24 protein-coding genes are annotated in these 23,448 nt (G+C 74.9%); 9 read left to right on the top strand and 15 right to left on the bottom strand.

What is annotated here, in order from left to right; all coding sequences use genetic code 11:
• The first annotated feature begins 52 nt into the window (after window positions 1–52).
• The 3 genes from ABZW14_RS08475 to hypE are packed head-to-tail and all read left to right on the top strand — an operon-like array spanning window position 53 to window position 2,612.
• On the top strand, window positions 53–325 hold the full coding sequence (locus ABZW14_RS08475; protein ID WP_355341889.1) for a HypC/HybG/HupF family hydrogenase formation chaperone: 273 nt from the start codon (window positions 53–55) through the stop codon (window positions 323–325).
• Window positions 326–336: 11 nt separating this feature from the next.
• Window positions 337–1,464: a hydrogenase formation protein HypD gene (hypD, locus tag ABZW14_RS08480; RefSeq protein ID WP_355341892.1), complete on the top strand. Its 1,128-nt coding sequence runs from the start codon at window positions 337–339 to the stop codon at window positions 1,462–1,464.
• On the top strand, window positions 1,461–2,612 hold the full coding sequence (hypE, locus tag ABZW14_RS08485) for a hydrogenase expression/formation protein HypE (RefSeq protein WP_355341895.1): 1,152 nt from the start codon (window positions 1,461–1,463) through the stop codon (window positions 2,610–2,612). The genes hypD and hypE overlap by 4 nt, the downstream gene beginning before the upstream one ends.
• 13 nt (window positions 2,613–2,625) lie before the next feature.
• Here hypE and hypF read toward each other — a convergent pair whose 3' ends face one another.
• The 14 genes from hypF to coxB form a co-directional block, all read right to left on the bottom strand.
• Window positions 2,626–4,890, bottom strand: a complete 2,265-nt coding sequence (gene hypF, locus ABZW14_RS08490; protein WP_355341898.1) for a carbamoyltransferase HypF — start codon at window positions 4,888–4,890, stop codon at window positions 2,626–2,628.
• 24 nt (window positions 4,891–4,914) lie between these two features.
• Window positions 4,915–5,580 (bottom strand): SIS domain-containing protein, encoded by a 666-nt coding sequence (locus ABZW14_RS08495; protein WP_355341901.1) that lies wholly within the window; start codon window positions 5,578–5,580, stop codon window positions 4,915–4,917.
• Entirely contained in the window at window positions 5,577–5,819 is a 243-nt protein-coding gene (locus ABZW14_RS08500) for a HypC/HybG/HupF family hydrogenase formation chaperone (RefSeq protein ID WP_355341904.1), read from the bottom strand. Before ABZW14_RS08500 ends, ABZW14_RS08495 begins: the two co-directional genes overlap by 4 nt.
• Window positions 5,816–6,430 (bottom strand): SIS domain-containing protein, encoded by a 615-nt coding sequence (locus ABZW14_RS08505; RefSeq protein WP_355341907.1) that lies wholly within the window; start codon window positions 6,428–6,430, stop codon window positions 5,816–5,818. Before ABZW14_RS08505 ends, ABZW14_RS08500 begins: the two co-directional genes overlap by 4 nt.
• Window positions 6,431–6,440: 10 nt before the next feature.
• Entirely contained in the window at window positions 6,441–6,818 is a 378-nt protein-coding gene (locus ABZW14_RS08510; protein WP_355341910.1) for a helix-turn-helix transcriptional regulator, read from the bottom strand.
• Window positions 6,819–6,899: 81 nt separating this feature from the next.
• Window positions 6,900–8,651, bottom strand: a complete 1,752-nt coding sequence (locus ABZW14_RS08515) for a ubiquinol-cytochrome c reductase cytochrome b subunit (RefSeq protein WP_355341913.1) — start codon at window positions 8,649–8,651, stop codon at window positions 6,900–6,902.
• Window positions 8,648–9,511, bottom strand: coding sequence for a Rieske 2Fe-2S domain-containing protein (locus ABZW14_RS08520; protein ID WP_355341916.1), 864 nt, complete (start codon window positions 9,509–9,511; stop codon window positions 8,648–8,650). The genes ABZW14_RS08515 and ABZW14_RS08520 overlap by 4 nt, the downstream gene beginning before the upstream one ends.
• Window positions 9,508–10,293 carry a c-type cytochrome gene (locus ABZW14_RS08525; RefSeq protein ID WP_355341919.1) on the bottom strand — a complete coding sequence of 262 codons (786 nt, stop codon included), beginning with the start codon at window positions 10,291–10,293 and terminating at the stop codon, window positions 9,508–9,510. Before ABZW14_RS08525 ends, ABZW14_RS08520 begins: the two co-directional genes overlap by 4 nt.
• A gap of 3 nt (window positions 10,294–10,296) precedes the next feature.
• Complete coding sequence (locus tag ABZW14_RS08530; protein ID WP_355341922.1) at window positions 10,297–10,683, bottom strand: c-type cytochrome; 387 nt, start codon at window positions 10,681–10,683, stop codon at window positions 10,297–10,299.
• The gene (locus tag ABZW14_RS08535; RefSeq protein ID WP_355341925.1) at window positions 10,680–11,585 is read right to left on the bottom strand and encodes a cytochrome c oxidase assembly protein; all 906 of its coding nucleotides are present in this window, start codon (window positions 11,583–11,585) and stop codon (window positions 10,680–10,682) included. Before ABZW14_RS08535 ends, ABZW14_RS08530 begins: the two co-directional genes overlap by 4 nt.
• The gene (locus ABZW14_RS08540; protein WP_355341928.1) at window positions 11,573–11,974 is read right to left on the bottom strand and encodes a hypothetical protein; all 402 of its coding nucleotides are present in this window, start codon (window positions 11,972–11,974) and stop codon (window positions 11,573–11,575) included. Before ABZW14_RS08540 ends, ABZW14_RS08535 begins: the two co-directional genes overlap by 13 nt.
• A complete protein-coding gene (locus tag ABZW14_RS08545) occupies window positions 11,974–12,603 on the bottom strand; it encodes a cytochrome c oxidase subunit 3 (RefSeq protein ID WP_262284103.1) in 630 nt (209 codons plus the stop codon). The genes ABZW14_RS08540 and ABZW14_RS08545 overlap by 1 nt, the downstream gene beginning before the upstream one ends.
• Window positions 12,600–14,528 (bottom strand): cytochrome c oxidase subunit I, encoded by a 1,929-nt coding sequence (ctaD, locus tag ABZW14_RS08550; RefSeq protein ID WP_355341932.1) that lies wholly within the window; start codon window positions 14,526–14,528, stop codon window positions 12,600–12,602. The genes ABZW14_RS08545 and ctaD overlap by 4 nt, the downstream gene beginning before the upstream one ends.
• 8 nt (window positions 14,529–14,536) lie before the next feature.
• On the bottom strand, window positions 14,537–15,565 hold the full coding sequence (gene coxB / locus ABZW14_RS08555; RefSeq protein WP_355341935.1) for a cytochrome c oxidase subunit II: 1,029 nt from the start codon (window positions 15,563–15,565) through the stop codon (window positions 14,537–14,539).
• A gap of 137 nt (window positions 15,566–15,702) precedes the next feature.
• On the opposite strand from coxB, the gene ccsA reads away from it, so the two are divergent.
• From ccsA to ABZW14_RS08580, 5 genes are read left to right on the top strand one after another with little or no spacing between them, the layout of a single operon-like run.
• Window positions 15,703–16,464, top strand: coding sequence for a cytochrome c biogenesis protein CcsA (gene ccsA / locus ABZW14_RS08560; protein ID WP_355341938.1), 762 nt, complete (start codon window positions 15,703–15,705; stop codon window positions 16,462–16,464).
• Window positions 16,464–16,871 (top strand): cytochrome c maturation protein CcmE, encoded by a 408-nt coding sequence (locus tag ABZW14_RS08565; RefSeq protein WP_355341941.1) that lies wholly within the window; start codon window positions 16,464–16,466, stop codon window positions 16,869–16,871. Before ccsA ends, ABZW14_RS08565 begins: the two co-directional genes overlap by 1 nt.
• The gene (locus ABZW14_RS08570) at window positions 16,861–18,804 is read left to right on the top strand and encodes a cytochrome c-type biogenesis CcmF C-terminal domain-containing protein (RefSeq protein ID WP_355341944.1); all 1,944 of its coding nucleotides are present in this window, start codon (window positions 16,861–16,863) and stop codon (window positions 18,802–18,804) included. Before ABZW14_RS08565 ends, ABZW14_RS08570 begins: the two co-directional genes overlap by 11 nt.
• Window positions 18,801–19,361, top strand: coding sequence for a redoxin domain-containing protein (locus ABZW14_RS08575; RefSeq protein ID WP_355341947.1), 561 nt, complete (start codon window positions 18,801–18,803; stop codon window positions 19,359–19,361). The genes ABZW14_RS08570 and ABZW14_RS08575 overlap by 4 nt, the downstream gene beginning before the upstream one ends.
• Window positions 19,358–20,320: a cytochrome c-type biogenesis protein CcmH gene (locus ABZW14_RS08580; protein ID WP_355341950.1), complete on the top strand. Its 963-nt coding sequence runs from the start codon at window positions 19,358–19,360 to the stop codon at window positions 20,318–20,320. The genes ABZW14_RS08575 and ABZW14_RS08580 overlap by 4 nt, the downstream gene beginning before the upstream one ends.
• Window positions 20,321–20,359: 39 nt before the next feature.
• Here the strand turns inward: ABZW14_RS08580 and ABZW14_RS08585 are convergent, their stop codons facing one another.
• Window positions 20,360–22,018 carry an FAD-binding dehydrogenase gene (locus ABZW14_RS08585; protein WP_355341953.1) on the bottom strand — a complete coding sequence of 553 codons (1,659 nt, stop codon included), beginning with the start codon at window positions 22,016–22,018 and terminating at the stop codon, window positions 20,360–20,362.
• A gap of 95 nt (window positions 22,019–22,113) precedes the next feature.
• Here ABZW14_RS08585 and ABZW14_RS08590 point away from each other — a divergent pair, with 95 nt between their 5' ends.
• The gene (locus ABZW14_RS08590; protein WP_355341956.1) at window positions 22,114–23,301 is read left to right on the top strand and encodes a helix-turn-helix domain-containing protein; all 1,188 of its coding nucleotides are present in this window, start codon (window positions 22,114–22,116) and stop codon (window positions 23,299–23,301) included.
• The last annotated feature ends 147 nt before the right edge of the window (window positions 23,302–23,448 follow it).

Genomic DNA, 23,448 nt, shown 5'->3' on the forward strand with positions numbered 1-23,448 from the left:
GCGGCGCTATATCAAGATCGAGAAGATGTGACCGGAGAGGACGAGTAGCTCGATGTGCCTTGGGATCCCGGGCGAGATCGTCGAGATCAAGGCGGGCCACGACGATCTGGCCATCGTCGACGTCGTGGGTGTCCGGCGGGCCATCAACATCGGCCTGCTCGGCCCGGACCAGATCGGTATCGGCGACTGGGTGCTCGTCCACGTCGGCTTCGCCATGTCGAAGATCGACGAGGCCGAGGCGGCCGCCACGTTGGCCATGTTGAACGGCCTCGGGCAGGCCTACACCGACGAGCTTCAGGCGCTCGCCGAATCCGACATCACCTAGGAAAAGATCAGATGCGCTTCGTTGACGAGTACCGCGACGCGGACAAGGCCCAGGCGCTGGCGACCCAGATCGCCGCGTTGTGCGAGCCGGGGCGGCAGTACAAGTTCATGGAGGTGTGCGGCGGGCACACCCACACCATCTACAAGCACGGCATCGAGGACTACCTGCCGGAGAGCGTCTCGCTGGTGCACGGGCCGGGCTGCCCGGTCTGTGTCATCCCGATGGGCCGGGTGGACGACGCCATCGCCATCGCGAACGAGCCGGGCGTCATCATGACCGCGTTCGGCGACATGATGCGCGTACCGGGCGGCAACGGCTCCTTCCTGGACGCCAAGGCGGCCGGTGTGGACATCCGCATGGTCTACTCGCCGCTGGACGCCCTCAAGATCGCGCGGACCAACCCGGACCGCAGGGTCGTGTTCATGGCGATCGGGTTCGAGACCACCTCGCCGTCGACCGCCATGACCGTGCTGCGGGCGGCCGCCGAGGGCATCGACAACTTCTCGGTCTTCTGCAACCACGTCACCATCCTTCCGGCGATCAAGGCCATCCTCGACTCGCCGGACCTGCGTCTGGACGGATTCCTCGGCCCGGGACACGTCTCCACCGTCATCGGCTGCCGGCCGTACGAGTTCATCGCCCGCGACTACGGCAAGCCGCTGGTGTGCGCCGGGTTCGAGCCCCTGGACCTCCTGCAGTCGGTCTTCATGCTGCTCACCCAGGTCGCCGAGGGGCGCTGCGAGGTGGAGAACCAGTACACGCGGGTGGTGCCCTGGGACGGCAACCTGCGGGCGCTGGAGGCGATCGGCCAGGTCATGCAGCTGCGCCCGTACTTCGAGTGGCGTGGCCTCGGTTTCATCTCGCACTCGGCGCTGCGGATGCGCGACGAGTACGCGGCGTACGACGCCGAGCGGATCTTCGGCGTGCCCGGGGTCCGCGTGGCCGACCCGAAGGCCTGCCAGTGCGGCGAGGTGCTCAAGGGAGTGCTCAAGCCGTGGGAGTGCAAGGTGTTCGGCACCGCGTGCACACCGGAGACGCCCATCGGCACGTGCATGGTCTCCTCGGAGGGCGCGTGCGCGGCGTACTACAACTTCGGCCGCTTCACGCGGCAGCGGCTGACGGAGGCGACGCGGGTATGACGACGGAACGCACCGCCGGCTGGGCCGAGCGCGCGGTGGCCGAGGCCGAGGCGGCGTCCGAGCCCGAGCCGGGGCGGCTGTCGCCGGAGCAGCAGGTGCTCAAGCGCATCGAGCGGGCCCGGCAGCGCGCGCCGAAGATCAGGGAGAGCCGGATCACGCTCGCTCACGGGGCGGGCGGGAAGGCGACGCACAGCCTGATCGAGGGGGTGTTCGTCGAGGCGTTCCGGAACCCGGTGCTGGAGGAGCTCGATGACGGCGCGGTGCTCGCCGTGGGCGGCAGCCGGCTGGTCCTCACCACCGACTCGTACGTGGTGTCGCCGCTGTTCTTCCCGGGCGGTGACATCGGCGATCTCGCCGTCAACGGCACCGTCAACGACCTCGCCGTCAGCGGCGCCCGGCCGCTGTACCTGTCGGCCGGGTTCATCCTGGAGGAGGGCTTCCCCGTCGCCGACCTGCGGCGGATCGTCGCCTCGATGGCCGCGGCGGCGGAGCGCGCCGGGGTCCAGGTGGTCACCGGCGACACGAAGGTGGTGCAGCGGGGCAAGGCCGACGGCTGCTACCTCAACACGGCCGGCGTCGGCGTGCTGGAGCGGCCGGTGGCCCTGGGCACCGCGCAGGTCCGCCCGGGCGACGCGATCATCGTGTCCGGGCCGATCGGCGACCACGGGGTGACCATCATGCTCGCCCGCGGTGAGCTGGACCTCGCCGCCGACCTGGCCTCGGACACCGCCGCGCTGCACGGGCTGGTGGACGCTCTGCTGGACGCGGCCCCTGGTGTGCGGCTGCTGCGCGATGCCACCCGGGGCGGCGTGGCGACCATCCTCAACGAGGTGGCGCAGGCGGCGCAGGTCGCCGTGGTCGTCGACGAGGCCGCGGTGCCCGTGCGTCCCGCCGTCACCGGCGCGTGCGAACTGCTCGGCATCGACCCGCTGTACGTGGCGTGCGAGGGACGCCTCGTGGCCGTGGTGGACGGCACGCAGGCGGAGGCCGCCGTGGCGGCGCTGCGCGGCCATCCGCTCGGCGACGGCGCGGCGGTGATCGGCCGGGTCACCGCCGACCCGCCCGGGATGGTGCTGCTGCACACGGCGTTCGGCGGCACCCGGGTGGTCGACATGCTGGTCGGGGACCCGCTCCCCCGCATCTGCTGAGCGCGGTTCCCGGTCAGGCGGCGGAGGTCGCCCGGGCTGCGGCCACCGCGGCCTGACCCAGGGAGATGCCGCCGTCGTTGGGCGGCACCCGCGAGTGCACGAGCACCCGGAAGGCGTCCTGTTCGAGCCCGCTCACCACCCGGTCGAGCAGCAGCACGTTCTGGAAGACCCCGCCGGAGAGCGCGACCGTGTCGAGGCCGGTGCGCTCCCGGACGGCGCCCGCCGCCCGGACCACGGCGTCGGCCAGGCCGTGGTGGAAGCGCGCGGCGATCCGGCCGGGGTCGACCCCGGCGAGCAGGTCGTCGACGACGCACCGCACCAGTCCGCGCCCGGCGTGCAGGAGCGGGACCGGGCCCGCGGCCTCGACCCGGTAGCCGCCGCGCTCGTCGCGATCGGCCCGCTGCTCCAGGGCGATCGCGGCCTGCCCCTCGTACGTGACGCGGTCGTGGAGGCCGAGCAGCGCCGCGACGGCGTCGAACAGCCGGCCCGCGCTGGAGGTACGCGGCGAGTTCGTCCCGCGCCGCGCCAGCGCCACGATGGCGGGCCAGTGCCGGTCGTGCCGGCGCCGCAGCGGCAGGTCCGGGACGGCGTCGCCGTAGATGTCGTCGAGATAGGACGCGGCCATCCGCCACGGTTCGTGTACCGCCGCGGCCCCGCCCGGCATCGGCACGGCGCCCAGGTGGCCGGCCCGCTCGAACCCGGTCAGGTCCGCGACGAGCAGCTCACCGCCCCAGAGGGTGCCGTCCGGGCCGAATCCGAGGCCGTCGAAGGCGACGCCGATCACCGGTCCGGGTTCGCCGTTGTCGGCCAGGCAGGACGCGATGTGGGCGTGGTGGTGCTGGACGCCGAGCAGCTCGACGTCGTCGCGCTGGAGGGCGTACTTGGTGGAGAGGTATTCGGGATGCAGGTCGTGGGCGACGATCTCCGGCCGCACGTCGAAGAGCCGGGTGAAGTGCGCGATGCCGTCGGTGAACGCCCGCAGCGTCTCGTAGTTCTCGAGGTCGCCGACGTGGTGCGACACGAACGCGCGCCGTCCCTTGGCCACGCAGAACGTGTTCTTCAGCTCCGCGCCGCACGCGAGGACCGGGCGCGGGAACGGCCAGGGCAGGGTGATCGGCGCGGGCACGTAGCCACGGGAGCGGCGGATCGGCAGCTCCCGGCCCCGGAAGACGCGCACCACCGAGTCGTCGGTGCGGACGTGTATCCGCCGGTCGTGGACCAGGAAGCCGTCGGCGATCCGCGCCAGCCGCCGGCGGGCGTCGTCGTCGCGGTGGGCGATCGGCTCGTCGGACACGTTGCCGCTGGTCAGGACGATCGGCATGCCGAGGCGCCCGAGCAGCAAGTGGTGCAGCGGCGTGTACGGCAGCATGATCCCCAGCTCGCGGTTGCCCGGGGCCACCGAGTGCGCGACCGGGGCGTCGGCGCGGCGGGGCAGCAGCACCACGGGCCGGCGGGCGCCGGTGAGCACCGGCTCGGCCGCCGCCGTGACGTCGGCGAGGACGCGCGCCGAGCCCAGGCCGTCGGCCATCACGGCGAACGGCTTCTCCTCGCGGTGCTTGCGGGCGCGCAGCGTCGAGACGGCCCGGTCGTCGTCGGCCCGGACGGCCAGGTGGTAGCCGCCGAGGCCCTTGACCGCGACGACGTGCCCGTCCCGCAGCCACCGTACGGCCGTGTCCAGGGGTTCGCCGGCGACCGGGGCGCCGTCGGCGGTGACGAGCCGCAGGGCCGGGCCGCACGCGGGGCAGCACACCGGCTCGGCGTGGAAGCGGCGGTTCTTCGGGTCGGCGTACTCGGCGGCGCAGTCGGCGCAGAGCGGGAACTCGGCCATCGTGATGGTCCGCCGGTCGTACGGGACGTCCTCGACGATGGTGAACCGTGGGCCGCAGTTGGTGCAGTTCGTGAACGGGTAGTCGTGCCGCCGGTCGGCCGGATCGGACAGCTCCCCGAGGCAGTCCGGGCAGGTGGCGGTATCCGGGGAGATGAGGGCCTCCCGGCCCGCGCCGGTGACGCTGGTGACGATGGCGAAACCGGGCCGGCCGGTCGGCGGGAGCGCGTCGGTGGTGAGCCGTTCGACCTGGGCGAGTGCCGGTGCCCGCCGGCTGAGGTCGGCCACGAAGGCGGTCAGCCGGTCGCCGTCGCCTTCGACCTCGACGAAGACGCCCGCGCTGTCGTTGCCGACGAATCCGGCCAGCTCGTACTCGGTGGCCAGCGCGTGCACGAACGGCCGGAACCCGACCCCCTGCACGATGCCCTCGACGCGGACGTGCACCCGTCGCACGCTGGTCAGCTCCACGGTGACCGGTCAGTTCGGCTCGGCCAGCGCCTGCTGGGTGAGTTCCCAGAGCACGTGGTAGACGGTCGTCTGCGCCTCCTGGACCCGGTGCACGGAGGCCGACGGCACCACGAAGAGGTGGTCGATGAACTCGGATTCGGCCATCCGGCCGCCGTCGTAGCCGGCGAACCCGACGGTGAGCATGCCGCGCCGGGCCGCCTCCTCGAACGCCCGCAGGACGTTGTTCGACCCGCCGCTGGTGGACAGTCCCACCGCGATGTCCCCGGCCCGGCCGAACGCCGCCACCTGCCGGGCGAAGACCACCTCGAACCCGACGTCGTTGGAGAGCGCCGTGATGACGGCGACATCGTGGGTCAGCGAGATGGCCGGCAACGGGCGGGCGGCCTTCGGCGGGTGCAGGAACAGTTGGGCGACGTCCTGCGCGTCGGTGCTGCTGCCGCCGTTGCCGAAGGCGAACAGCGTGCCGCCGGCCCGGAAGGCCGCGGCGCACTGCCGGGCGCAGTCGAGCAGCCGCTGCCCGTGCTCGGCGACCAGGGACTGGCGGAGGGCGACGATCTCGGCCGCCTTGTCCGCGGTGGACCTCGCGACCGCGGCGAGTACGGCGTCCACGTCGGTCGGCCGGGTGTCGAGGAACGGGTACAGGGCTCCGACGGCGCCCTCGACCCGGGCGCTCACGATCGCTTCTCCACGACGGCGATGGCCTCCTTGGCGTGGACCAGCACGACGTCACCCGGTTCCGCCTCCACGAGGGCCACGCTGACCTCCTCCGGTCCGGCGTCGGTGTCGACCACGGCCAGCCCGCCGGCCCTGAGCTCCCGCACCCGGACGGCCACCGCCGCGTCCGAACAGGTGATGCACACGTCGTCGTGGCACTCCGGTACGGCCCGGGTCGCGGGCGCCGGCCGCGGGCTCACCGGACGGCCTCCGGCTCCAGCAGTCCAGGCTGCTCGAAGAACACGTGCACCAACTCCCACAGGATGTGATAGATCGTCACGTGCACCTCCTTGACGATGCACGGGTCCTCGGAGCGGGCGACGACGACATGATCGGCGACGGCGTCCCGGGCGAGGTCGCCCCCGTCGCCGCCGAGCAGGCCGACGGTGAGGAGACCGAGGTCGCGGGCCGCCGCCAGGCCCCGCCGGACATTGGCGCACCGGCCGTCGACGGACAGGCCGAGCGCGATGTCCTCCGGGGCGGCGAGCAGGCGCAGTTGCGCCGCGAAGACCTCGTCGAAGCCCTCGGCCCGGGCGATCCCGGTGAGGGTGGCGGCGTCGCTGGTCAACGAGATGGCGGGCAGCGCCCGCTTGCCCACGATGACCGGGTGGACGAACTCCACCACCACGTGCTGGGCGTCCGTCGCCGGGCCGCCGTTGCCGAAGACGATCAGCTTTCCGCCGCGGTGGAAGCGGACGGCCATCGCGTAGCAGGCCCGCGCGATGCGCGCCGCGTCGCCGGCGAGCGCCTCGGCGGGTGCCACGCGGCGGGCGAACGCGCGCTCGACCGGCGGCAGGACGGGCGACTGCATGATTCTCCGTTCAGCGTCCGGACGGGACGTACCGGCCGGCCGGGCCGGCCCCCGTCCCGGCGAAGGCGCCCGCCGCGCGTCGCAGGCAGGCATCGATGACCTGGTCGAGCTGCGCCAGCCGGACCGTCCACAGGCGGAGAGCCTGGCGGCCCTCGGCGGTGAGTTCGTAGCGCCGGCGCGCCGGCCCCGCCCCGGCGGTCTCCCAACTGGAGATCAGCGAGCGATCGCGTTCCAGGCCACGCAGCACCCGGTAGACGTGGCCGGGCTCCACATCGGGCATCCCCAGGGCGCCGAGCCGGTCGATCAGGTCGTACCCGTGGCCGGGCCGCTCGAAGACCAGCAGCAGGAGGAGCGGAGGCAGCAGGCCACGCAGCTCACGTCCGTGCATGCCACTCCCTTCCGGCGCGGGGCACCGCTCTCCCCCGAGAGCTAAACACACTTCCTCCCGGAAAGAGGAGGATTGCCCGGTTCACCGGCGGTCACCCGCGTTCACCCGCTCCGGCGGATCGGCCCCGTCGCCGTCGCGCTGCCGGCGGCGGTCGCGCCGGCGCTCGACCAGCGCCGCGACGAGCAACGAACCGGCGGCGGCCGCGCGACCCCACCGGCGCAGGGCGGCCCGGACCGGCCCGGGCGGAGACGGCGGGGGCGGCCCCGGCACCACGACCCGGTCCACGCCCGGGTACGCCAGCCGGGCGGCCTCGGCCGCCTCCTCCTCCGACACCGCAATCCTGTTGGCGGTCAGCACCACCCGCCGGGCCTCGTCGCGGTACCGCCACCGCCACACCTCCCCCTCCGGCCACAACTCGATCCGCTCCCCCGGCCGGTCCGGCGCGGGGATCTCGGGTTCGTCCTCGCGCGGGGCGGGCCGGCGGGAGGGACGGCCGGCGCGCCGCAGGTCGGCCCGGGTGAGGTCCCCGAGCGAGGCCGCGTCGCCGCGGCGCAGCGCCCGCGCGGTCAGGAACGCGGCCGCGCCGGTCAGGATCGGCAGGGCGAGCACCAGGACCCGGAAGAGGTACAGCAGGTCGTAGACCGGCACCCCGAGCAGCCGGGCGAGGACGTCGTCGCCGGCGGCCACCACGAGCACCGCGAAGAAGGTCAGGGCGGCCACGCCGACACCGATCCGCACGGGATGGTCCCGGGGCCGGTCGAGCAGGTGGTGCGGACGGCGGTCGCGCGTGCGCAGCCGCTCGCCGAACGGCCAGAGGTAGAGCGCCAGGAAGGCCAGCCCGCCCAGCACGACGCCGGGGAAGAACGGCGCCGGCACCAGGTAGCCGCCGATGCGGAACTCCCAGGGCGGGAACAGGCGCAGCGCGCCGTCGCCCCAGGCCACGTACCAGTCCGGCTGCGCCGGCGAGGTGGACTGGGCCGGCTCGAACGGTCCGTAGAGCCAGACCGGGTTGATCTGGGCCAGGCCGCCGAGGGCGAACAGCACCGCCAGCACCCAGGCGAAGAGGGCGAGCGAGCGCAGGGTGTAGCTCGGCCACAGCCGGGACCCCACCACGTTGTGCTCGGTCCGGCCCGGACCGGGGAACTGGGTGTGCTTCTGCCGCACCAGGATGCCGAGGTGCAGGGAGATGAGGGCGACGAGGACGGCCGGCACGAGCAGCACGTGGGTGACGAACATCCGCGGGATCATCTCGTCGGAGGGGAACTCGCCGCCCAGGGCCAGGGCGGCCAGCCAGGTCCCGACCAGGGGGATCGACTCCACCACCGAGGTGATGATCCGCAGGCCGAGTCCGGAGAGGAGGTCGTCGGGCATGGAGTAGCCGGTGAAGCCGTTGGCCAGGGCGAGGGTCAGCATGGTGACGCCGATCAGCCAGTTGAGTTCGCGCGGCTTCCGGAACGCGCCGGTGAAGAAGATCCGGGCCAGGTGCAGCACGATGGCGGCGAGGAAGATCAGCGAGGCCCAGTGGTGGGTCTGGCGGATCAGCAGACCGGCGCGCACGTCCCAGCTCAGCCGCACCACGGAGGCGTACGCGGCGGAGGTGGTGCTGCCGTCCAGCGGGGCGTACGACCCCTGGTAGACGCGGTCGGCGGAGCTGGGGTCGAAGAAGAGGGTGAGGTAGACGCCGGTGAGGACCAGCGCCACGAAGGAGTAGAGCGCGAGTTCGCCGAGCATGAACGACCAGTGGTCGGGGAAGACCTTCGCCAGCGCCCGGCGGGTGATCGGGGACAGCCGGAGCCGGTCGTCCAGCGCGCGGGCCAGCCGGTTCATGATCATGGCCGGCTCCAGAAGCCGGCGCCGGGCGGCGCTGTGAAGTCGCCGGTGGCCCGCAGGAAGCCGTCCGGGCCGACCTCGATCGGCAGGCCCGGCAGCGGCCGCGCCGCGGGACCGGCGACCGCCCGAGCCCCGGCCAGCAGGTCGAACGACGACTGGTGGCACGGGCAGAGCACCCGGCCCGTGCCCTTGAGGTAGAGCCGCACCGGGCAGCCGGCGTGGGTGCAGAGCATCGACCAGACGACCAGGCCGCCGAGGTGGCCGCCGGCGGGCGGGCGGGAGAAACGCCCGGGGTCGAGGCGGACCGCGAAGGCGGGGGCGTCGCCGGCGTCGCGGTCGCCCTCGGGGAAGACCGCCACCATCGTCTCGGCGGGCACGTCGTCCGGCCGCAGGGGTCGTCCCGTGTCGTCGACCAGCCGTACGCCGGGCCCCCACGGGGTGTCCTTGAGGGCCCGGGGCGGACGCACCCGGTCCCACGGGAGCAGGGAGCGCAGCGGGAACAGCGCGGCGACGCCGAGGGCGGTCAGCGCGAACCCGAGCGCCGCGAGCAGGCCGTACCGGCGCGTCGGGCTGTCCGGCGCGGCGAACTCCGCGGCGGTCAGCGCCTGCTCGGCCGGCGGCGAGGGGAAGCCCTCGTGCTCCTCGACGTACCCGCCGACCGGGACCAGCCGCCGGGCCCAGACCGCGAGCCCCACCGCCAGGCCGGCGAAGGCGACCGCCAGGCACACCCCCTCCCACCGGGTGTCACCGCCGAGCCCGTACGTCACGGCGAAGCCGACCGCGCCGGCGGCGCTCACCAGGAACGCGCCGACGATCCGGCGGCTCGCGGACTCCTCGGCCGGCGACGGGGGCGGGCGCCTCACTCCGCGGCCCTCCGGCCCAGCCAGCGCACGCCGGCCACCAGGAGTACGAGCACGGCCACCCAGGCGAGCAGCCCCTCGGCCAGCGGGCCGAGCCGGCCGAGCGGGTTGCCGCCCGGGTCCAGCCGCTCGGTGCGCAGCCGCCGTACGTAGCTGGTCAGGTCGTCGACCTGCTGATCGGTGAGCACCTGGCCGGGGAAGGCCGGCATCAGCCCGGGCCCGACCCGGACCGCCTCGGCGATCTGGGTGGCCGAGGCGTCGTACAGGGGCGGGGCGCTCCAGCCGTTCGTGAGCACGGCCCCCGAACCGGTGGCACCGTGGCAGGGCGCGCAGTTGGCGGCGAACACCTCCCGGCCGGAGGCCAGGTCGCCGGGCGCGACCCGGGGGATCTGCGGTCCGCCGCCGCCGAAGCTGGCGACGTGGTCGACCAGCGCGGAGATGTCGCCGGCGGAGAAGACGGGCTCGCGGCGCCGCGCCTGGGAGACCTCGCGCGACACCGGCATCCGGCCGGTGGAGAGCTGGAAGTCCACCGCGGCGGGCCCGACGCCGACCAGCGACGGGCCCTGCTGCGACCCCTGCCCGCGCACGCCGTGGCAGCTCGCGCACCGCTCCAGGTAGAGCCCGGTGCCGCGGTCGCCGGCGGGGGTGGTGGCGGCCGGGGTCGGCGTGGGGCCGGGCGCGGGCGCGAGGGCCACCGGGCCCGCGGCGAGCGCCAGCACGGACCCGGCCACGAGGGCCCGGCGCGGGTGCAGGGCGGGCAGCGTCACCGCTCGTGGTCGCCGCATCGGTCAGTCCAGCGTGTAGAGGTACGCGGCGATGTCCTGCGCGTCGATCGCGCTGACGCCGAGGTTCGGCATGGCGGTGCCCGGCTCGACGGCCTGCGGGTCGGTGATCCACCGTCGTAGGTTGTCGGCGTTGTTGGGCAGCTCACCGGCGATGTACGACCGGGCGCCGAAGCGGGTCAGCGGCGGGCCGACGAGCCCACCGGCCCGGTCGACGCCGGGGACGGTGTGGCAGGAGCCGCACCCGTACTGGGCGATCAGCTTCGCGCCCCGGTCCGGCCGCCCAGCGCGGGACTCGGGCGGCGGTGGCGGCGACGTCGACGCGCAGCCGGTCACGGTGACGACCGGCAGCGCCGCCAGCACCGTTGCCAGCAGCCAGAGACGACGGCTCATCGCACCATCCCTTCGGTTGCGGCGCCGCTCGCTGGCGGCACGCCGGGCCGGGCCGTGGCCAGGCGGCCAGGGCGCTCCCGGTCCAGCCGCAGCAGCCAGCCGAGGAAGACCGCCAGCGCCGCCACCAGGACCACCAGGTCCATCGGCGCCCACATCAGCAGTCCGGCGAGCTGCTGGTCGGCGAGCGGGTCGGGGCCGAGGACGCGTGCGGGGTAGACCGGTTCGGGGGCGAAGGTGAGGACCGCGCCGAGCGCGGAGGCGGGCAGCATGGTGCCGACGAGCAGCAGCAGCGACACCGGCGCGGGCGTGCGGTGGCGGGCCGGGCCGAGCACCGGCGCCCACAGCAGCCAGGCCGCCGCCACCAGGCTCACGTGCTCGGCGGCGTGCAGGACCGGGTCGTCCACCGCGGCGACGTACGGGCCCGGCAGGTGCCACAGCCACAGGGCCAGGGTTTGCGCGGCCGCGGCCAGCAGGGCGTACTGGGCCGGTCGGCGCAGCCGGCGTACCGGCGTCGCGGCGCGGACGCGGGCCAGCAGCCGGCGCAGCGGGCGGGGTGCGGCCAGGATGAGCGGCAGTCCCGCCGCACCGGCGGCGAGCAGCGGACCTGCCACCAGCAGGAGCAGCATGTGCTGGGCCATGTGCCCGGCGTAGGAGGACTCCGCCAGCCGGTGCACCGGCCCCTGGTCGGCCGCCAGCACCACCACCAGCCCGGCGCCGAACGCGGTCACCCGCCGGCCCCCCACCACCCGGCCACGGCCGCGCCGCGCCCACAGCTCCTGCACCCCCCGGCCGTAGCCGGCCGCGAGCAGGCAGACCACGGCCACGGACAGGATCGCCAGCAGCCCGTCGGCCACGTCGCCCGCGCCGGACCCGTGGGCCCGGCAGACGGTCAGCCCTGACATGGCGGGAACACCAGCACGGCGACCCCGCCGAGCACGATGATCGTCAGGAACAGCAGGTTCGCCCAGACCCCGACCACGGCGAGCATCCGGGAGCGGTCGACGGCCCGGTCCTCGGCGCCGGCCGACGACGCCTGGGCGGTACGCCGCCACACCAGCGTGGCCACCAGCAGCGATCCGATGGTGACCAGGCCCGGGATCACCACCGCGAGCCACACCGCCAGCCAGAGCGGCACGGCGGAGACCCGCTCGCGGCCCACGGCGCAGGTCAGCTCGTCCAGCGGCCAGGCTACGAGCAGGTGCGCGGCCCAGGCGACGGCTCCGCCGAGCACGCCGTACCAGAGCAGCAGCCCGCCGGCCAGGCGGGTGTGCGGGCCGGGTCCGGTGGTCATCACAGCCGCGGGGACAGGTAGATGGTGAACAGGATGGCGACCCACACCGTGTCGACGAAGTGCCAGTAGATCGCGGCGTTGCGGACGCGTTCGTGGCGGTGGGACCCGAAGCTGCCGCCGCGCAGGGAGGCGGCGAGCAGCCAGCCGATCATCGTCAGCCCGACCAGCACGTGCAGCCCGTGGAAGCCGGTGATCAGATAGAACAGCGAGCCGTAGACGTCGGTGGTCATGGTGAAGTGCTTGAGGTCCTCGGCGTACTCGACGGCCAGCAGGGCCAGGAAGGTCAGGCCGAGCACCAGGGTGGCGGCCAGGCCGGCCCGCAGCCGCCCGCGCCGGCCGCGCCGGATGCCGTGCTCGGCCCAGACCACGGGCAGGCTGCTGGGCACCAGGACCGCCGTCATCAGCAGCGGGAGGAGCAGCTTCGGCTTGTCGACGCCGCCCGGCGGCCACTGCGGACCGAACTGGAAGCGGAGGTAGAAGTAGCTGCCGAGCAGGCAGGCGAAGAGGGTGGCCTCGGTGGCCACGAACAGCACCATGCCCCACCAGCCGGTCGGTCGGCCGACCGGCTCCTCGGTGGTCAGCGCCGTGACGCCGGTGGCCGCGGCCACGACCCCACCCCGGTCGGTCATGACGCCACCCCGAGTTCCTCGTCGGGGCGGCGCGGCGGCCAGAGCCACGCCGCGATCGTCGCCGCCGCCACCAGCACGGCGAGCGCCGCGACGGGGTACGCGGCCAGCAGCATGGCGGTGAAGAAGACCAGCAGGGCGCCGGCGAGGACGAGCGGCTTGAACGACGGCTCGGGCATGGTCACCGCCCGTTCGGTGCGCGCGTCCAGCTCGCTGGTGAACAGGGTGCGCCGGCCGTCGCTGAGGATGCGGTCCGCGGTCGCGCCGGTGGTGGTCGACTCGGCGGTCCGCGCGTCCCAGGTGGGGTGCAGGCTGTGTACGCGGGGAATGACCGGGAAGTTGTACGGCTCGGGCGGTGAGGCCGCCGACCATTCCAGGCTGTCGCCCTCCCACGGGTCCGCCGGCGCCGGCCGGCCCCGCCGCAGCGCGTGCACCACGCCGACGAGCACCAGCAGCAGCCCGAGCGCCAGCAGGTACGACCCGATGGTGCTGACCAGGTTCCACCCGTCCCAGCCCGGCTCGCTGCGGTAGGTGTAGACACGCCGGGGCATGCCGAACAGGCCGGTGAGGTGCATGGGGAAGAAGGTGACGTGCATGCCCGTGAAGGTCAGCCCGAACGCCCACCGCCCGAGCCCCTCGTGGTACATCCGGCCGGTGATTTTCGGCAGCCAGTAGTAGATGCCGGCGAGCATCGGGAAGACGGCTCCGCCGATCAGCACGTAGTGGAAGTGCGCCACCACGAAGTAGGAGTCGGTGACCTGCTGGTCGAACGCGGTGACGGCGAACATCGCGCCGGTGACGCCGCCGAGCACGAAGGTGACGATGAACCCGACCACGAACAGCAGCGGCACCCGCGGCACCAGCCGGCCGAGCAGCATGGTGGCCAGCCAGGCGAAGATCTGGATCCCGGAGGGGATCGTGATGACGGTGCTGGCCGCGCTGAAGAAGCTGTAGGACAGCTGCGGCAGCCCGGTGGCGAACATGTGGTGCACCCAGACGCCGAACGAGATGATGGAGATCGCGACGATCGCCAGCACGATCAGCGGGTAGGCGACGACGCCGCGGCGGGTGAACGCGGGGAGCACGGCCGAGACGATGCCCAGCCCGGGCATCACGATGATGTAGACGTCGGGGTGCCCGAAGATCCAGAACAGGTGCTGCCAGAGCAGCACGTTCCCGCCGCCGGACGGGTCGAAGAAGTGGGTGCCGAACCGCCGGTCGAGGAAGAGCATCGCGTTGTCCGCGTTGAGCGCCGGCAGGGCGAAGACCACCATGAACGCGGTGGCCACGATCGCCCAGACGAACAGCGGCACCCGGTTGAGCGACATCCCGGGCGCCCGCAGCTTGAGCGCGGTGACGATGAAGTTGATGGCGCCCGAGGTGGTGGAGATGCCGAGGAAGAGCAGTCCGAGCGCGTAGACGTCCATGTGCGGGCCGGGGTTGTGCTGCGCCTGGTTGAGCGGCGCGTACGCGAACCAGCCGTTGTTGGGGGCCGCCCCGAACGGCAGGCTGGCCCACATGAACAGGCCGGCGAAGAGGAACACCCAGTAGCCGAAGGCGTTCAGCCGGGGGAACGCCATGTCCCGGGATCCGATCATCAACGGGACGAGGAAGTTGCCGAAGCCGAAGAGCATCGGGGTGGCGAAGAGGAAGATCATCGCCGTGCCGTGCATCGTGAAGAGCTGGTTGTACTCGTCGGGCGACACCACGCCGGATTCGGGCCGGGCGAGTTGGGTGCGCATGACCAGGGCGCTGAGTCCGGCCAGGACGAAGAAGAACGCGGCGGTGACCAGGTAGCGTCGGCCGATCTTCTTGTGGTCGACGGTGGTGAGCCAGGCGCGCAGCGAGCGGGGCTCGGCCCAGTGCTCGGCCAGGCGGGCCAGGTCGTCCCGGCCGACGCCGGGGGCGGTGCTGGTGGTCGTGGACATGGCGGCCCCTACTCCAGCGACCGGAGGTAGGTGATGAGGTCGGGCAGCCGGGCGGCGTCGACCGGCTGCGGGGGCATGGCGTTGCCCGGCTTGACGGTCTGCGAGTTGGCGATCCAGCCGCCGAGGTGTCCGGCGTCGTTGGGCACGGCGCCGGCGCCGATGCTCCACCGCGAGCCGACGTTCGACAGGTCGGGCCCCACCCGCCCCTGTGCGGCGGTGCCGCGGACGGTGTGGCAGGCCGCGCAGGTGCCCTGCGCGAAGGTCTGCTGACCGCGCCGTTCGGCCTCGGTCCGCGGCGCCTGGGCGGGGGCGTCCAGCCGGGCAAGCCAGGCGTCGAAGTCGGCGCGGGGCTGGGCCACCACGAGGAATGCCATGTGGGCGTGCTGGGTGCCGCAGTACTCGGCGCACTGGCCGCGGTAGCTGCCGTCGCGCCGGGCCTCCAGCCAGGTCTCGCGGGTCTCGCCGGCGATCAGGTCGGTCTTCGGCATCAGCTGCGGCACCCAGAAGCTGTGCAGGACGTCGTCGGTGCGCAGGCGGACCCGGACCCGCTCCCCCACCGGGATGTGGATCTCGTTGGCGGTGGCGCCGGAGGCGCCCGCGTAGCGCACCTCCCACCACCACTTGTGGCCGGTGACCTCCACGGTGAGCGCGTCCCGGCCGGGTCCGGCGCCGAGCGCGGCGAGGTCCCGCAGGCCGACGCCGTAGACCGCCACGAGGATGACGAACGGCAGTCCGGCCCCGGCGATCGTGACGAAGCGCAGCGGTTGGCCGTGACGCACCCGGGCGGCGCCCCGCCGGAACACGAGTGCCCAGGCGAGCAGTGCCATGACCTCGGCGAACACGGCCATGGAGATCCAGAACAGCAGCCACCAGAGGCCGCTGACCCGCGCCGCCCCGGTGCCCGCGGGATTCAGGGCCGACGGGCTGCCGCCGGAGCAGCCGGCGAGCAGCAGCGGGCCGTACAGCAGCGGCAGCACCGACCGCGGCCGGCGCTGTCGCCGTGCCGGGCGCGAGGTGGTCTGCGCTGTCGTCTTCACCGGCATGGACCTTAGTACCGGTTAGCGGCCTTCATACCTTTTACCCCGAACAGCGGCGTATGGGACGACCATCGCCCTTATGGTGGGCTGCAGTCCCCACCTTCTCGGTCAAGCGCCTCCGGGACGCGGACAGGGAGATGATGCAGTCCTCCACCGTGGACCTCCTCACGGACACCGCCAGAGCAGCCGCGGCGCGCCGGACGACGGCCTGGGTCGCCGGCGGGCTCGCCGTCGCGGCCGCCGTGGCCGGCGGCTGGCTCGCGCCCCGCGACGAACTCCAGGGCGACGCGCAACGCCTCATGTACCTGCACGTCCCGGCCGCCTGGGTGGCGTACGCCGCGTTCGCGGTCGTGCTCGCGGCCAGCGGGGCGTACCTGATCGGCGGTGACCTGCGCTGGGACCGGTTCGCCCGGGCGGCGGCCGAGCTCGGCGTGGTACTCACCGCCGCCGCCATCGGCACCGGGTCCCTCTGGGGGCACCTGGTCTGGGGCACCTGGTGGGCCTGGGACCCGCGGCTGGTCAGCACCGCCCTGCTGCTGCTCGCCTACGCCGGTTACCTCGCCCTGCGCCGCACGCTGGCCGAGCGCCGGGGAGCGCGCGACGGCGGCGATCACCGGGTGGCCCGGCCCGCCGCGATCGCCGGCGTCGCAGGTTTCCTCCTCGTGCCCGTGGTGCACTTCTCCGTGGTCTGGTGGCGCTCGCTGCACCAGCAGGCGACGGTGCTGGCCCCGCACCGGCCGCCCATCGACCCCCGGATGGCCACCGCGCTGCTCCTCGCCGTGGCCGCCGCGACCCTCGCCGCGTTCTGCGTGCTGCTGCACCGGGTCCGCCGGCTGGAGCGCCGCCTGGCCCCCGCGCCCTCCCCCACCGCGAAGCGCTCGCCGGCCCGGGTCGGATGATGCGTCGCCGGAGGGGCCGGGCGGCCCTCGTCGCGGTGCTGCTCGCCGCCGGCGGGCTGCTGGTCACCAGCGCGCTCCGCGACACCGTCACCTACTACCGGACGCCCGGCGAGCTGCTCGCCGACCCGGGTCTCGCAGGCCACCGGGTCCGCCTCGGTGGCGACGTCGTGCCCGGCTCTCTGCGCCACGACGGCGAGGTCGTCGTGTTCCGCCTCGCCGAGGCGGGCCACGAGATCACCGTTGAGCAGCGCGGCGCACCCCCGGAGACCTTCCGCGAGGGGACCGGGGCGGTCGTCGAGGGCACGCTGTCCTCCGACGGCGTGTTCCGCTCCGACCACGTGGTGGTCCGGCACGGCAACGAGTACGGCCCGTCGTCCTCCCCGACGGTTCCGGTCGATGCTGGGTGACCTCGGCACCGCCGGCCTCGCCGTCGGGCTCGCCTGCGCGACCCTCACCGCCCTGCTCTGGCTGCGGGTGGCCCTGTTCGGCGCGGCCGTGCGCACCGCCCGGCACGGCACCGCGGCCACCCTGGCCGCCGCCGCCCTGGCCTGCGCCCTGCTGGAGACGGCGCTGTTGCGGCACGACTTCAGCGTCCGGTTCGTGGCCGAGAACGGCGGCCGGGACGTCCCGCTCTACTACACCCTGACCAGCCTCTGGTCGGCCCTGGACGGTTCGCTGCTGCTGTGGTTGCTGGTCCTCGGCGGCTACGCCGCGCTGCTGGCCCGGCGCGCGTACCCGCCGCGGCTGCACGCGTACGCGATGGTGGTCGTCAGCGTGGTCATGATGTTCTTCTTCGCGCTGTCCACCTTCGCCGCGAACCCGTTCCGCGCGGTGAGCCCGGTGCCGGCCGACGGCCCCGGACCGAATCCCCTGCTCCAGCAGCATCCGGCGATGGGCGTGCACCCGCCGCTGCTCTACGCCGGCTACCTCGGTCTGGTCGTACCCTTCGCGTTCGCGCTGGCGGCGCCACTGGCCGGCCGGGACGGAGCGCGCTGGGTGCGGCTGGCGCGCCCGTGGGCGCTGGTCGCCTGGGCGGCGCTGACCGGCGGCATCGGCATGGGCGCCTGGTGGTCGTACGCGGTGCTGGGCTGGGGCGGCTACTGGGCGTGGGATCCGGTGGAGAACGCCTCCCTGCTGCCCTGGCTGACCGCCACCGCGTTCCTGCACACCACCCTGGTCCGCGGGCGGGTCGCCTGGCACGGCGCGCTGGCCTGCGCGAGCTTCCTGCTGGTGCTGCTCGGCACGTTCCTCACCCGCTCGGGCGCGGTGGCCAGCGTGCACGCCTTCACCGACTCGCCGCTGGGCCCCATGCTGCTCGGCTTCGTCCTGCTGGCGGTGGTGGTGTCGGCCGTCCTGACCGGTCGCCGGGCCCCCGAGCCGGCCCGCGCCGGGCGCCCCCGGGCGCTGTCCCGCGCCAGCCTGGTGCTGGTCCACGGTGTGCTCCTGGTGACCATCGCCGCGGTGGTGCTGATCGGCACGATCCTGCCGCTGCTCACCACTCCGCTGACCGGTTCGGCGTCCTCGGTGGGCCCCGCCTACTACCAGCGCACCGCGGTGCCCCTGGCGGTCGTGGTGCTGCTGGTGATGGGCGTGACGCCGGCCCTGCGCGTCCGCGACCGGTCGGCGGCGCGGGGGCGCCTCGTCGTCCCCGCCGGCGCCGGCCTGGGCACCGTGGCCCTCGTCGGCCTGCTCAGCCGGCCCGGCCCGGCCGCGCTCACCGCGTTCGGCGCGGCCGCGTTCGTCCTCACCGGACTGGCCGGTGACCTGGCGCACCGGCTGCGCCGGCCCGGCCCGCACCGGCGGCCCGCCCGGCTCGCCGGGCTGGTCGCGCACGCCGGTCTCGCCCTGGTCGCGGTCGGCGTCGCCGGGTCGTCGGCGTACGGCCGCGACGCCGAACGGACGCTGCGGGTCGGCGAGACGCTGCGGGTGAGCGACGTCGCCGTCCGGCTGATCGGGGTGGACCGGGCCGGCGGCAGCGGGAGCATGGCGGTACAGGCCCGGCTGGCACTCACCACGCCGGGCCGCCCCGCGCGCACGATCACGCCGGCGCTGCGCTACCAGGCCGCCCGGGACACCGCGGTCACCGTGCCCGCGATCGGCACCGGCCCGCTGCGCGACACGTACGTCACGCTGCTCGCCGTCGCCGAGGACAGCGGCACCGCCACCGTACGACTCGCGGTGAACCCGCTCGTCGGACTGATCTGGGCCGGCGGCGCCCTGACCGCCGCCGGCGGGTTGCTCGCGGCCGTCGCCACCGCCCGCCCGCGTACCCGGCCGGCGGGCCGCGCCGAGCCGCCGCGGCCGGCCCCGGTGGCCGTCGGACCGGGAGCCGCGACGTGAGGCGGCCGACACGGCGCCCGGGATGGCTGCGCGCCGGGCCGGCGACGGTCCTCACGCTCACCGTCGCGGTCGGCGCCCTGATCGCCTTCGGCCTGCGCGCCCCCGCCACGCCGGAGCCCGGCGCGGCCACGGCGGTGACCGGCCGGCCCGCCCCGGCGCTGGCCGGCGCCACCCTGGACGGTGGCCGCTTCGCGCTGTCCGACGCCCGTGGCCAGGTGGTGCTGGTCAACGTGTTCGCCTCCTGGTGCGGGCCGTGCCGGGACGAGCTGCCGGTGCTCGTGGACGCCGAGCGCAGCTGGTCCCCGCGAGGCGTCCGGCTGGTCGGGCTGAACATCCGCGACGGCGCCGACGCGGTCCGGGCGCTGCTCGACGAGACCGGCGCGACCGGGTTGACCGTGGTGCCGGATCCCGACGGCACGCGGGCGGTCGAGTGGGGCGTGCGGGGCGTGCCGGAGACCTTCGTGGTCGACCGGGACGGCCGGCTCGTCGACCGGCGGCAGGGGGTGGTGACCCGGCAGTGGCTGGAGCAGCGGATCGCGCCGCTGCTGGCCGGATGAGGTGGCGCCGCGCCCTGGTGGCGCTCGTGCTCGGCACGCTCGCCGCGGCGGCCGGCGTGGCACTGGCCCGGTTCGCGGGCGACCCCGGCCGTGCGGACCCGGTGCGCGCGGTGTCCGCCGGGCTGCGCTGCCCGGCCTGCCAGGGCGAGTCGGTGGCGGACTCCCGGTCACCGGTCGCGGCGGCCATGCGGCAGGTGGTGGCGGACCAGCTCGCCCAGGGGCGGGACGAGGCCGAGATCCGGCGGTGGTTCGTCCAGCGGTACGGCGCCGACGTGCTGACCGATCCACCGGCCCGCGGGGCCCGGCTGCTGCTCTGGGGCGTACCCGTGCTGGCGTTGCTGGCCGGCGGCTATGCGGCCGTGCGGACGCTTCGGCCTGGTGCCGTCCGGACCCGAGCCGTGCGGAGCGGTGCCGCCCGGACCGATCCTGCCCGGAGTTGTGCCGTCCCGACCGGTCCGGCCGCGCCCGGGACGCCGGACGTTCGGGGCAGACGGCGGGCCTACCGGGTGGCGTCCGTGGGCCTGGTGGCGCTCGTGGCGTCCGTCGCGATCGTCGCCGACCGGCTCGACCCGCCCGCCCGGCCGGCGCCGGCCGACCCGGTGGCGGTCGTCCTCCAGCTCGCCCACGACCTGGAGACGCAGGACCGGTACGACGCCGCCGCGCAGATGTACCAGGAGGCGCTGCGGGACCGGCCCGACGACGGCGTCCGGCTGCGCCTCGCGTTCGCGCTGCTCCGGGCCGGCGACGGCGCCGCGGCGCAAGAAACCGCCCGGGACGTGCTCACCCGCGAGCCGGACTCCCCCGACGGCCTGCTGGTGCTGGGCCTGGCGCAGCGGAACAGCCGGTCCGTCGAGGCCGGCGACACGCTGCGGCGTTTCCTGGCCGTGGCACCGGCGCACCCGGCCGCCGCGGAGGTCAGGCGGCTGCTCGCGACGGGCCCGGAACCGGCCGGGCGCTGAGGTGATCTGGTCGAACCCCGGTCCCGGCCGGCGTGCGGGCTACCCGACGCCGGCCGCGGCGGCCCGGCCGGCGATGCGGCCGGAGAACAGGCAGCCGCCCAGGAAGGTGCCCTCCAGGGCGTTGTAGCCGTGCATGCCGCCGCCCCCGAAACCGGCGACCTCCCCGGCGGCGTACACACCGGCCAAGGGCTCGCCGTCGGGGCGCAGCACCCGGCCGGACAGGTCGGTGTGCAGGCCGCCGAGGGTCTTGCGGGTCAGCACGTGCAGTTGCACGGCGATCAGCGGGCCGGCCGCCGGGTCGAGCAGCCGGTGCGGGGTGGCCACCCGGATCAGCCGGTCGCCCCGGTAGCGGCGGGCGCCGCGGATCGCGTGCAGCTGGGCGTCCTTGCCGAACGGGTGGGCGATCTCCCGGTCCCGGGCCTCGATGACCCGGCGCAGCGCCGTCGCGTCGAGCTGCGGCCCGCCGCTCTCGGCGGCCAGCTTGTTCATCCCGTCGACCAGCTCCGGCAGGGCGTCGGCGACGACGAAGTCCGCGCCGTGCCGCTTGAACGCCTCCACCGGTCCCGGCGCGCCGGGGCGTACCCGCTGGAGCACCTGCCGGACGCTGCGGTTGGTCAGGTCCGGGTTCTGCTCCGAGCCGGAGAGCGCGAACTCCTTCTCCAGGATCTTCTGGGTGAGCACGAACCAGCTGTAGTCGTGGCCGGTGGCCCGCAGGTGGCGCAGCGTGGCGAGGGTGTCGAAGCCGGGGAACAGGGGCGCCGGCAGCCGCTCGCCGGTCGCGTCGAGCCAGAGCGAGGACGGCCCGGGCAGGATGCGGATGCCGTGCCCCGGCCAGACCGGGTCCCAGTTGCGCAGGCCCTCGGTGTAGTGCCACATCCGGTCCGGGTTGATCACCTGGCCGCCGGCCGTCTCGGTGACGGCGAGCATCCGGCCGTCGACGTAGGCGGGCACCCCGGTGACCATCCGGGCCGGTGGGGCGCCGAGCCGCGCCGGCCACGCGCGCCGGACCAGGTCGTGGTCGCCGCCGATGCCGCCCGAGGTAATGATCACCGCCTGCGCGCCGTACGCGAAGTCGCCGACCACGGTCCGGGAGGTGGGCCGCCCGCGCGGGGCGTCGTCGGGGGCGAGGATCGCGCCGCGCACGCCGGTGACCGCGCCGCCGCTGGTGACCAGCTCGTCGACGCGGTGGCGGAACAGCAGCCGGATCCGGCCCTGGTCGGCGGCGGCGCGGACCCGCCGGGCGAACGGCTCGACCACGCCCGGGCCGGTGCCCCAGGTGACGTGGAAGCGGGGCACCGAGTTGCCGTGCCCGTGCGCCGCCCCGCCGCCGCGCTCGGCCCAGCTCACCACCGGGAAGACCCGGTGGCCCATGCCGCGCAGCCAGGCGCGCTTCTCCCCGGCCGCGAAGTGCACGTACGCCTCGGCCCACCGGCGCGGCCAGTGGTCCTCGGGGCGGTCGAAGGCGGCGCTGCCGGTCCAGTCCTGCCAGGCCAGCTCGACGGAGTCGCGGATGCCCATCCGCCGCTGCTCCGGCGAGTCGACCAGGAACAGCCCGCCGAACGACCACCACGCCTGCCCGCCGAGGTTCTGCTCCGGCTCCTGGTCCAGCAGCAGCACCCGGCGGCCCGCGTCGGCGGCCTCGGCGGCGGCGACCAGGCCGGCCAGCCCGGCGCCGATCACGATCACATCGGTATCCACGGCACCGACCGTACGTAGCCCGGGGCCAAAATCGTTGGTCGGGGCGTGCATGATCCGCCACCAGTTTTGTCACGGCGATGACAAAGGAGCCGACGATGGCGGACACGCTGCTTCACATCGAGCCCGGCCTGGCGCGGCTCGCGCCGGCGGTCGGTGAGCAGCTGCGCGGGCTGCGGGACCCGCTGCACGGCCGGATCCTGGCGACCGTCCGCGCTGCCATGCGGGCGCAGGGCCGCTCGCTGACCGGTGGGCAGGGGCGCGGCCTGGCTCTCGGGGTGCGTACCGCGGTGGACGCCTTCGTCGACGCGGTCGCCGAGCCCGCCCGCGACCTCGCCACCACCCGGGCCGTCTTCCACGCGCTGGGCCGCACGGAGTACCGGGAGGGGCACCGGGTCGACGCGCTGCGCGCCGTGCTCACCCTCGGCGGCCGGGAGATCTGGGCCTTCCTCGTCGCGCACACCACGCCCGCCGGCCCCGCGCCAGCGGACCTGTACGTGGTCGCCGGCGCGCTCTTCGGCTACGTCGACGCGCTGGCCGGTGCCGCCGCCGAGGGATACCTCGACGAGCAACGCGAGGCGGCGCGGGACTGGGCCACCACCCGGCGGCGGCTGATCACCCTGCTCGTGCAGCCGCAACCGCCGGCCGAGGCCGCGCTGCGCGCCGCCGCCGACGCGGCCCGCTGGCCGCTGCCCCGTACGGTCGCCGTGCTCAGCGTCGACGGCGACGACGCCGAGCACCTGGGCCGGACCATCGGGGGCGGCGCGATCGCCACGGTCATCGACGACGCGGTACGGATCGTGCTGCCCGAGCCGGCCACCCCGGGACGGCTCGACCGGGCCCGCCAGGCCCTCGCCGGGCGGCGGGCGGCAGTCGGGCCGAGTGTGGTGCTGGGCATGGCCCGGCTGTCGTACCGGATCTCCGGGCGCGCCCTGGCGTTGCGCCGTGACGGGGTGCTCCCCGGCGACCCGGTGGCCGGGGACGAGCACCTGCTCACCCTGCTGCTGCGCTGGGAGCCGGGGCTGGCCGACCACCTGGCCGAGGCCTGCCTCGCGCCGCTGGCCGGCGTGCGGCCGGCCGCCCGGCGGGCCCTGGCCGAGACGCTGCACGGCTGGCTGCGCCGCCAGGGGCAGGTGGTCGCCGTGGCGGAGGACCTGCACACCCACCCGCAGACCGTGCGCTACCGGATGCGCCGGCTGCGCGAGCTGTTCGGCGCGGATCTCGACGACCCCGACCGGCGTCTGGTGCTCCACCTCGCGCTGCGGCACCGGCTGGGCGGCGGGTAGCGATGTCGTACCGGTGGTCCATGATCCTTGTCGTCACAGCGGCACGGATGTGGGCCGGCGACGGCGCCTCCGCGTGCCCGGCGCGGGCCAGGCGGCGGGGAGGTCGAGATGACGGAGGCGACGGACGCCTCGTGGCGGCGGCGGAGC

The sequence above is a fragment of the Micromonospora sp. NPDC004551 genome, assembly GCF_040609975.1.
Classification (GTDB): domain Bacteria; phylum Actinomycetota; class Actinomycetes; order Mycobacteriales; family Micromonosporaceae; genus Micromonospora.

Bases quoted from the DNA above. Each gene is read 5' to 3' on its own strand.
- ABZW14_RS08475 (WP_355341889.1), top strand. From the start codon at position 53: ATGTGCCTTGGGATCCCGGGCGAGATCGTCGAGATCAAGGCGGGCCAC.
- hypD (WP_355341892.1), top strand. From the start codon at position 337: ATGCGCTTCGTTGACGAGTACCGCGACGCGGACAAGGCCCAGGCGCTG.
- hypE (WP_355341895.1), top strand. From the start codon at position 1,461: ATGACGACGGAACGCACCGCCGGCTGGGCCGAGCGCGCGGTGGCCGAG.
- ABZW14_RS08505 (WP_355341907.1), bottom strand. From the start codon at position 6,430: ATGCAGTCGCCCGTCCTGCCGCCGGTCGAGCGCGCGTTCGCCCGCCGC.
- ABZW14_RS08510 (WP_355341910.1), bottom strand. From the start codon at position 6,818: ATGCACGGACGTGAGCTGCGTGGCCTGCTGCCTCCGCTCCTCCTGCTG.
- ABZW14_RS08515 (WP_355341913.1), bottom strand. From the start codon at position 8,651: ATGATCATGAACCGGCTGGCCCGCGCGCTGGACGACCGGCTCCGGCTG.
- ABZW14_RS08525 (WP_355341919.1), bottom strand. From the start codon at position 10,293: ATGCGGCGACCACGAGCGGTGACGCTGCCCGCCCTGCACCCGCGCCGG.
- ABZW14_RS08530 (WP_355341922.1), bottom strand. From the start codon at position 10,683: ATGAGCCGTCGTCTCTGGCTGCTGGCAACGGTGCTGGCGGCGCTGCCG.
- ABZW14_RS08535 (WP_355341925.1), bottom strand. From the start codon at position 11,585: ATGTCAGGGCTGACCGTCTGCCGGGCCCACGGGTCCGGCGCGGGCGAC.
- ABZW14_RS08540 (WP_355341928.1), bottom strand. From the start codon at position 11,974: ATGACCACCGGACCCGGCCCGCACACCCGCCTGGCCGGCGGGCTGCTG.
- ABZW14_RS08545 (WP_262284103.1), bottom strand. From the start codon at position 12,603: ATGACCGACCGGGGTGGGGTCGTGGCCGCGGCCACCGGCGTCACGGCG.
- ctaD (WP_355341932.1), bottom strand. From the start codon at position 14,528: ATGTCCACGACCACCAGCACCGCCCCCGGCGTCGGCCGGGACGACCTG.
- ccsA (WP_355341938.1), top strand. From the start codon at position 15,703: ATGATGCAGTCCTCCACCGTGGACCTCCTCACGGACACCGCCAGAGCA.
- ABZW14_RS08565 (WP_355341941.1), top strand. From the start codon at position 16,464: ATGCGTCGCCGGAGGGGCCGGGCGGCCCTCGTCGCGGTGCTGCTCGCC.
- ABZW14_RS08570 (WP_355341944.1), top strand. From the start codon at position 16,861: ATGCTGGGTGACCTCGGCACCGCCGGCCTCGCCGTCGGGCTCGCCTGC.
- ABZW14_RS08580 (WP_355341950.1), top strand. From the start codon at position 19,358: ATGAGGTGGCGCCGCGCCCTGGTGGCGCTCGTGCTCGGCACGCTCGCC.
- ABZW14_RS08590 (WP_355341956.1), top strand. From the start codon at position 22,114: ATGGCGGACACGCTGCTTCACATCGAGCCCGGCCTGGCGCGGCTCGCG.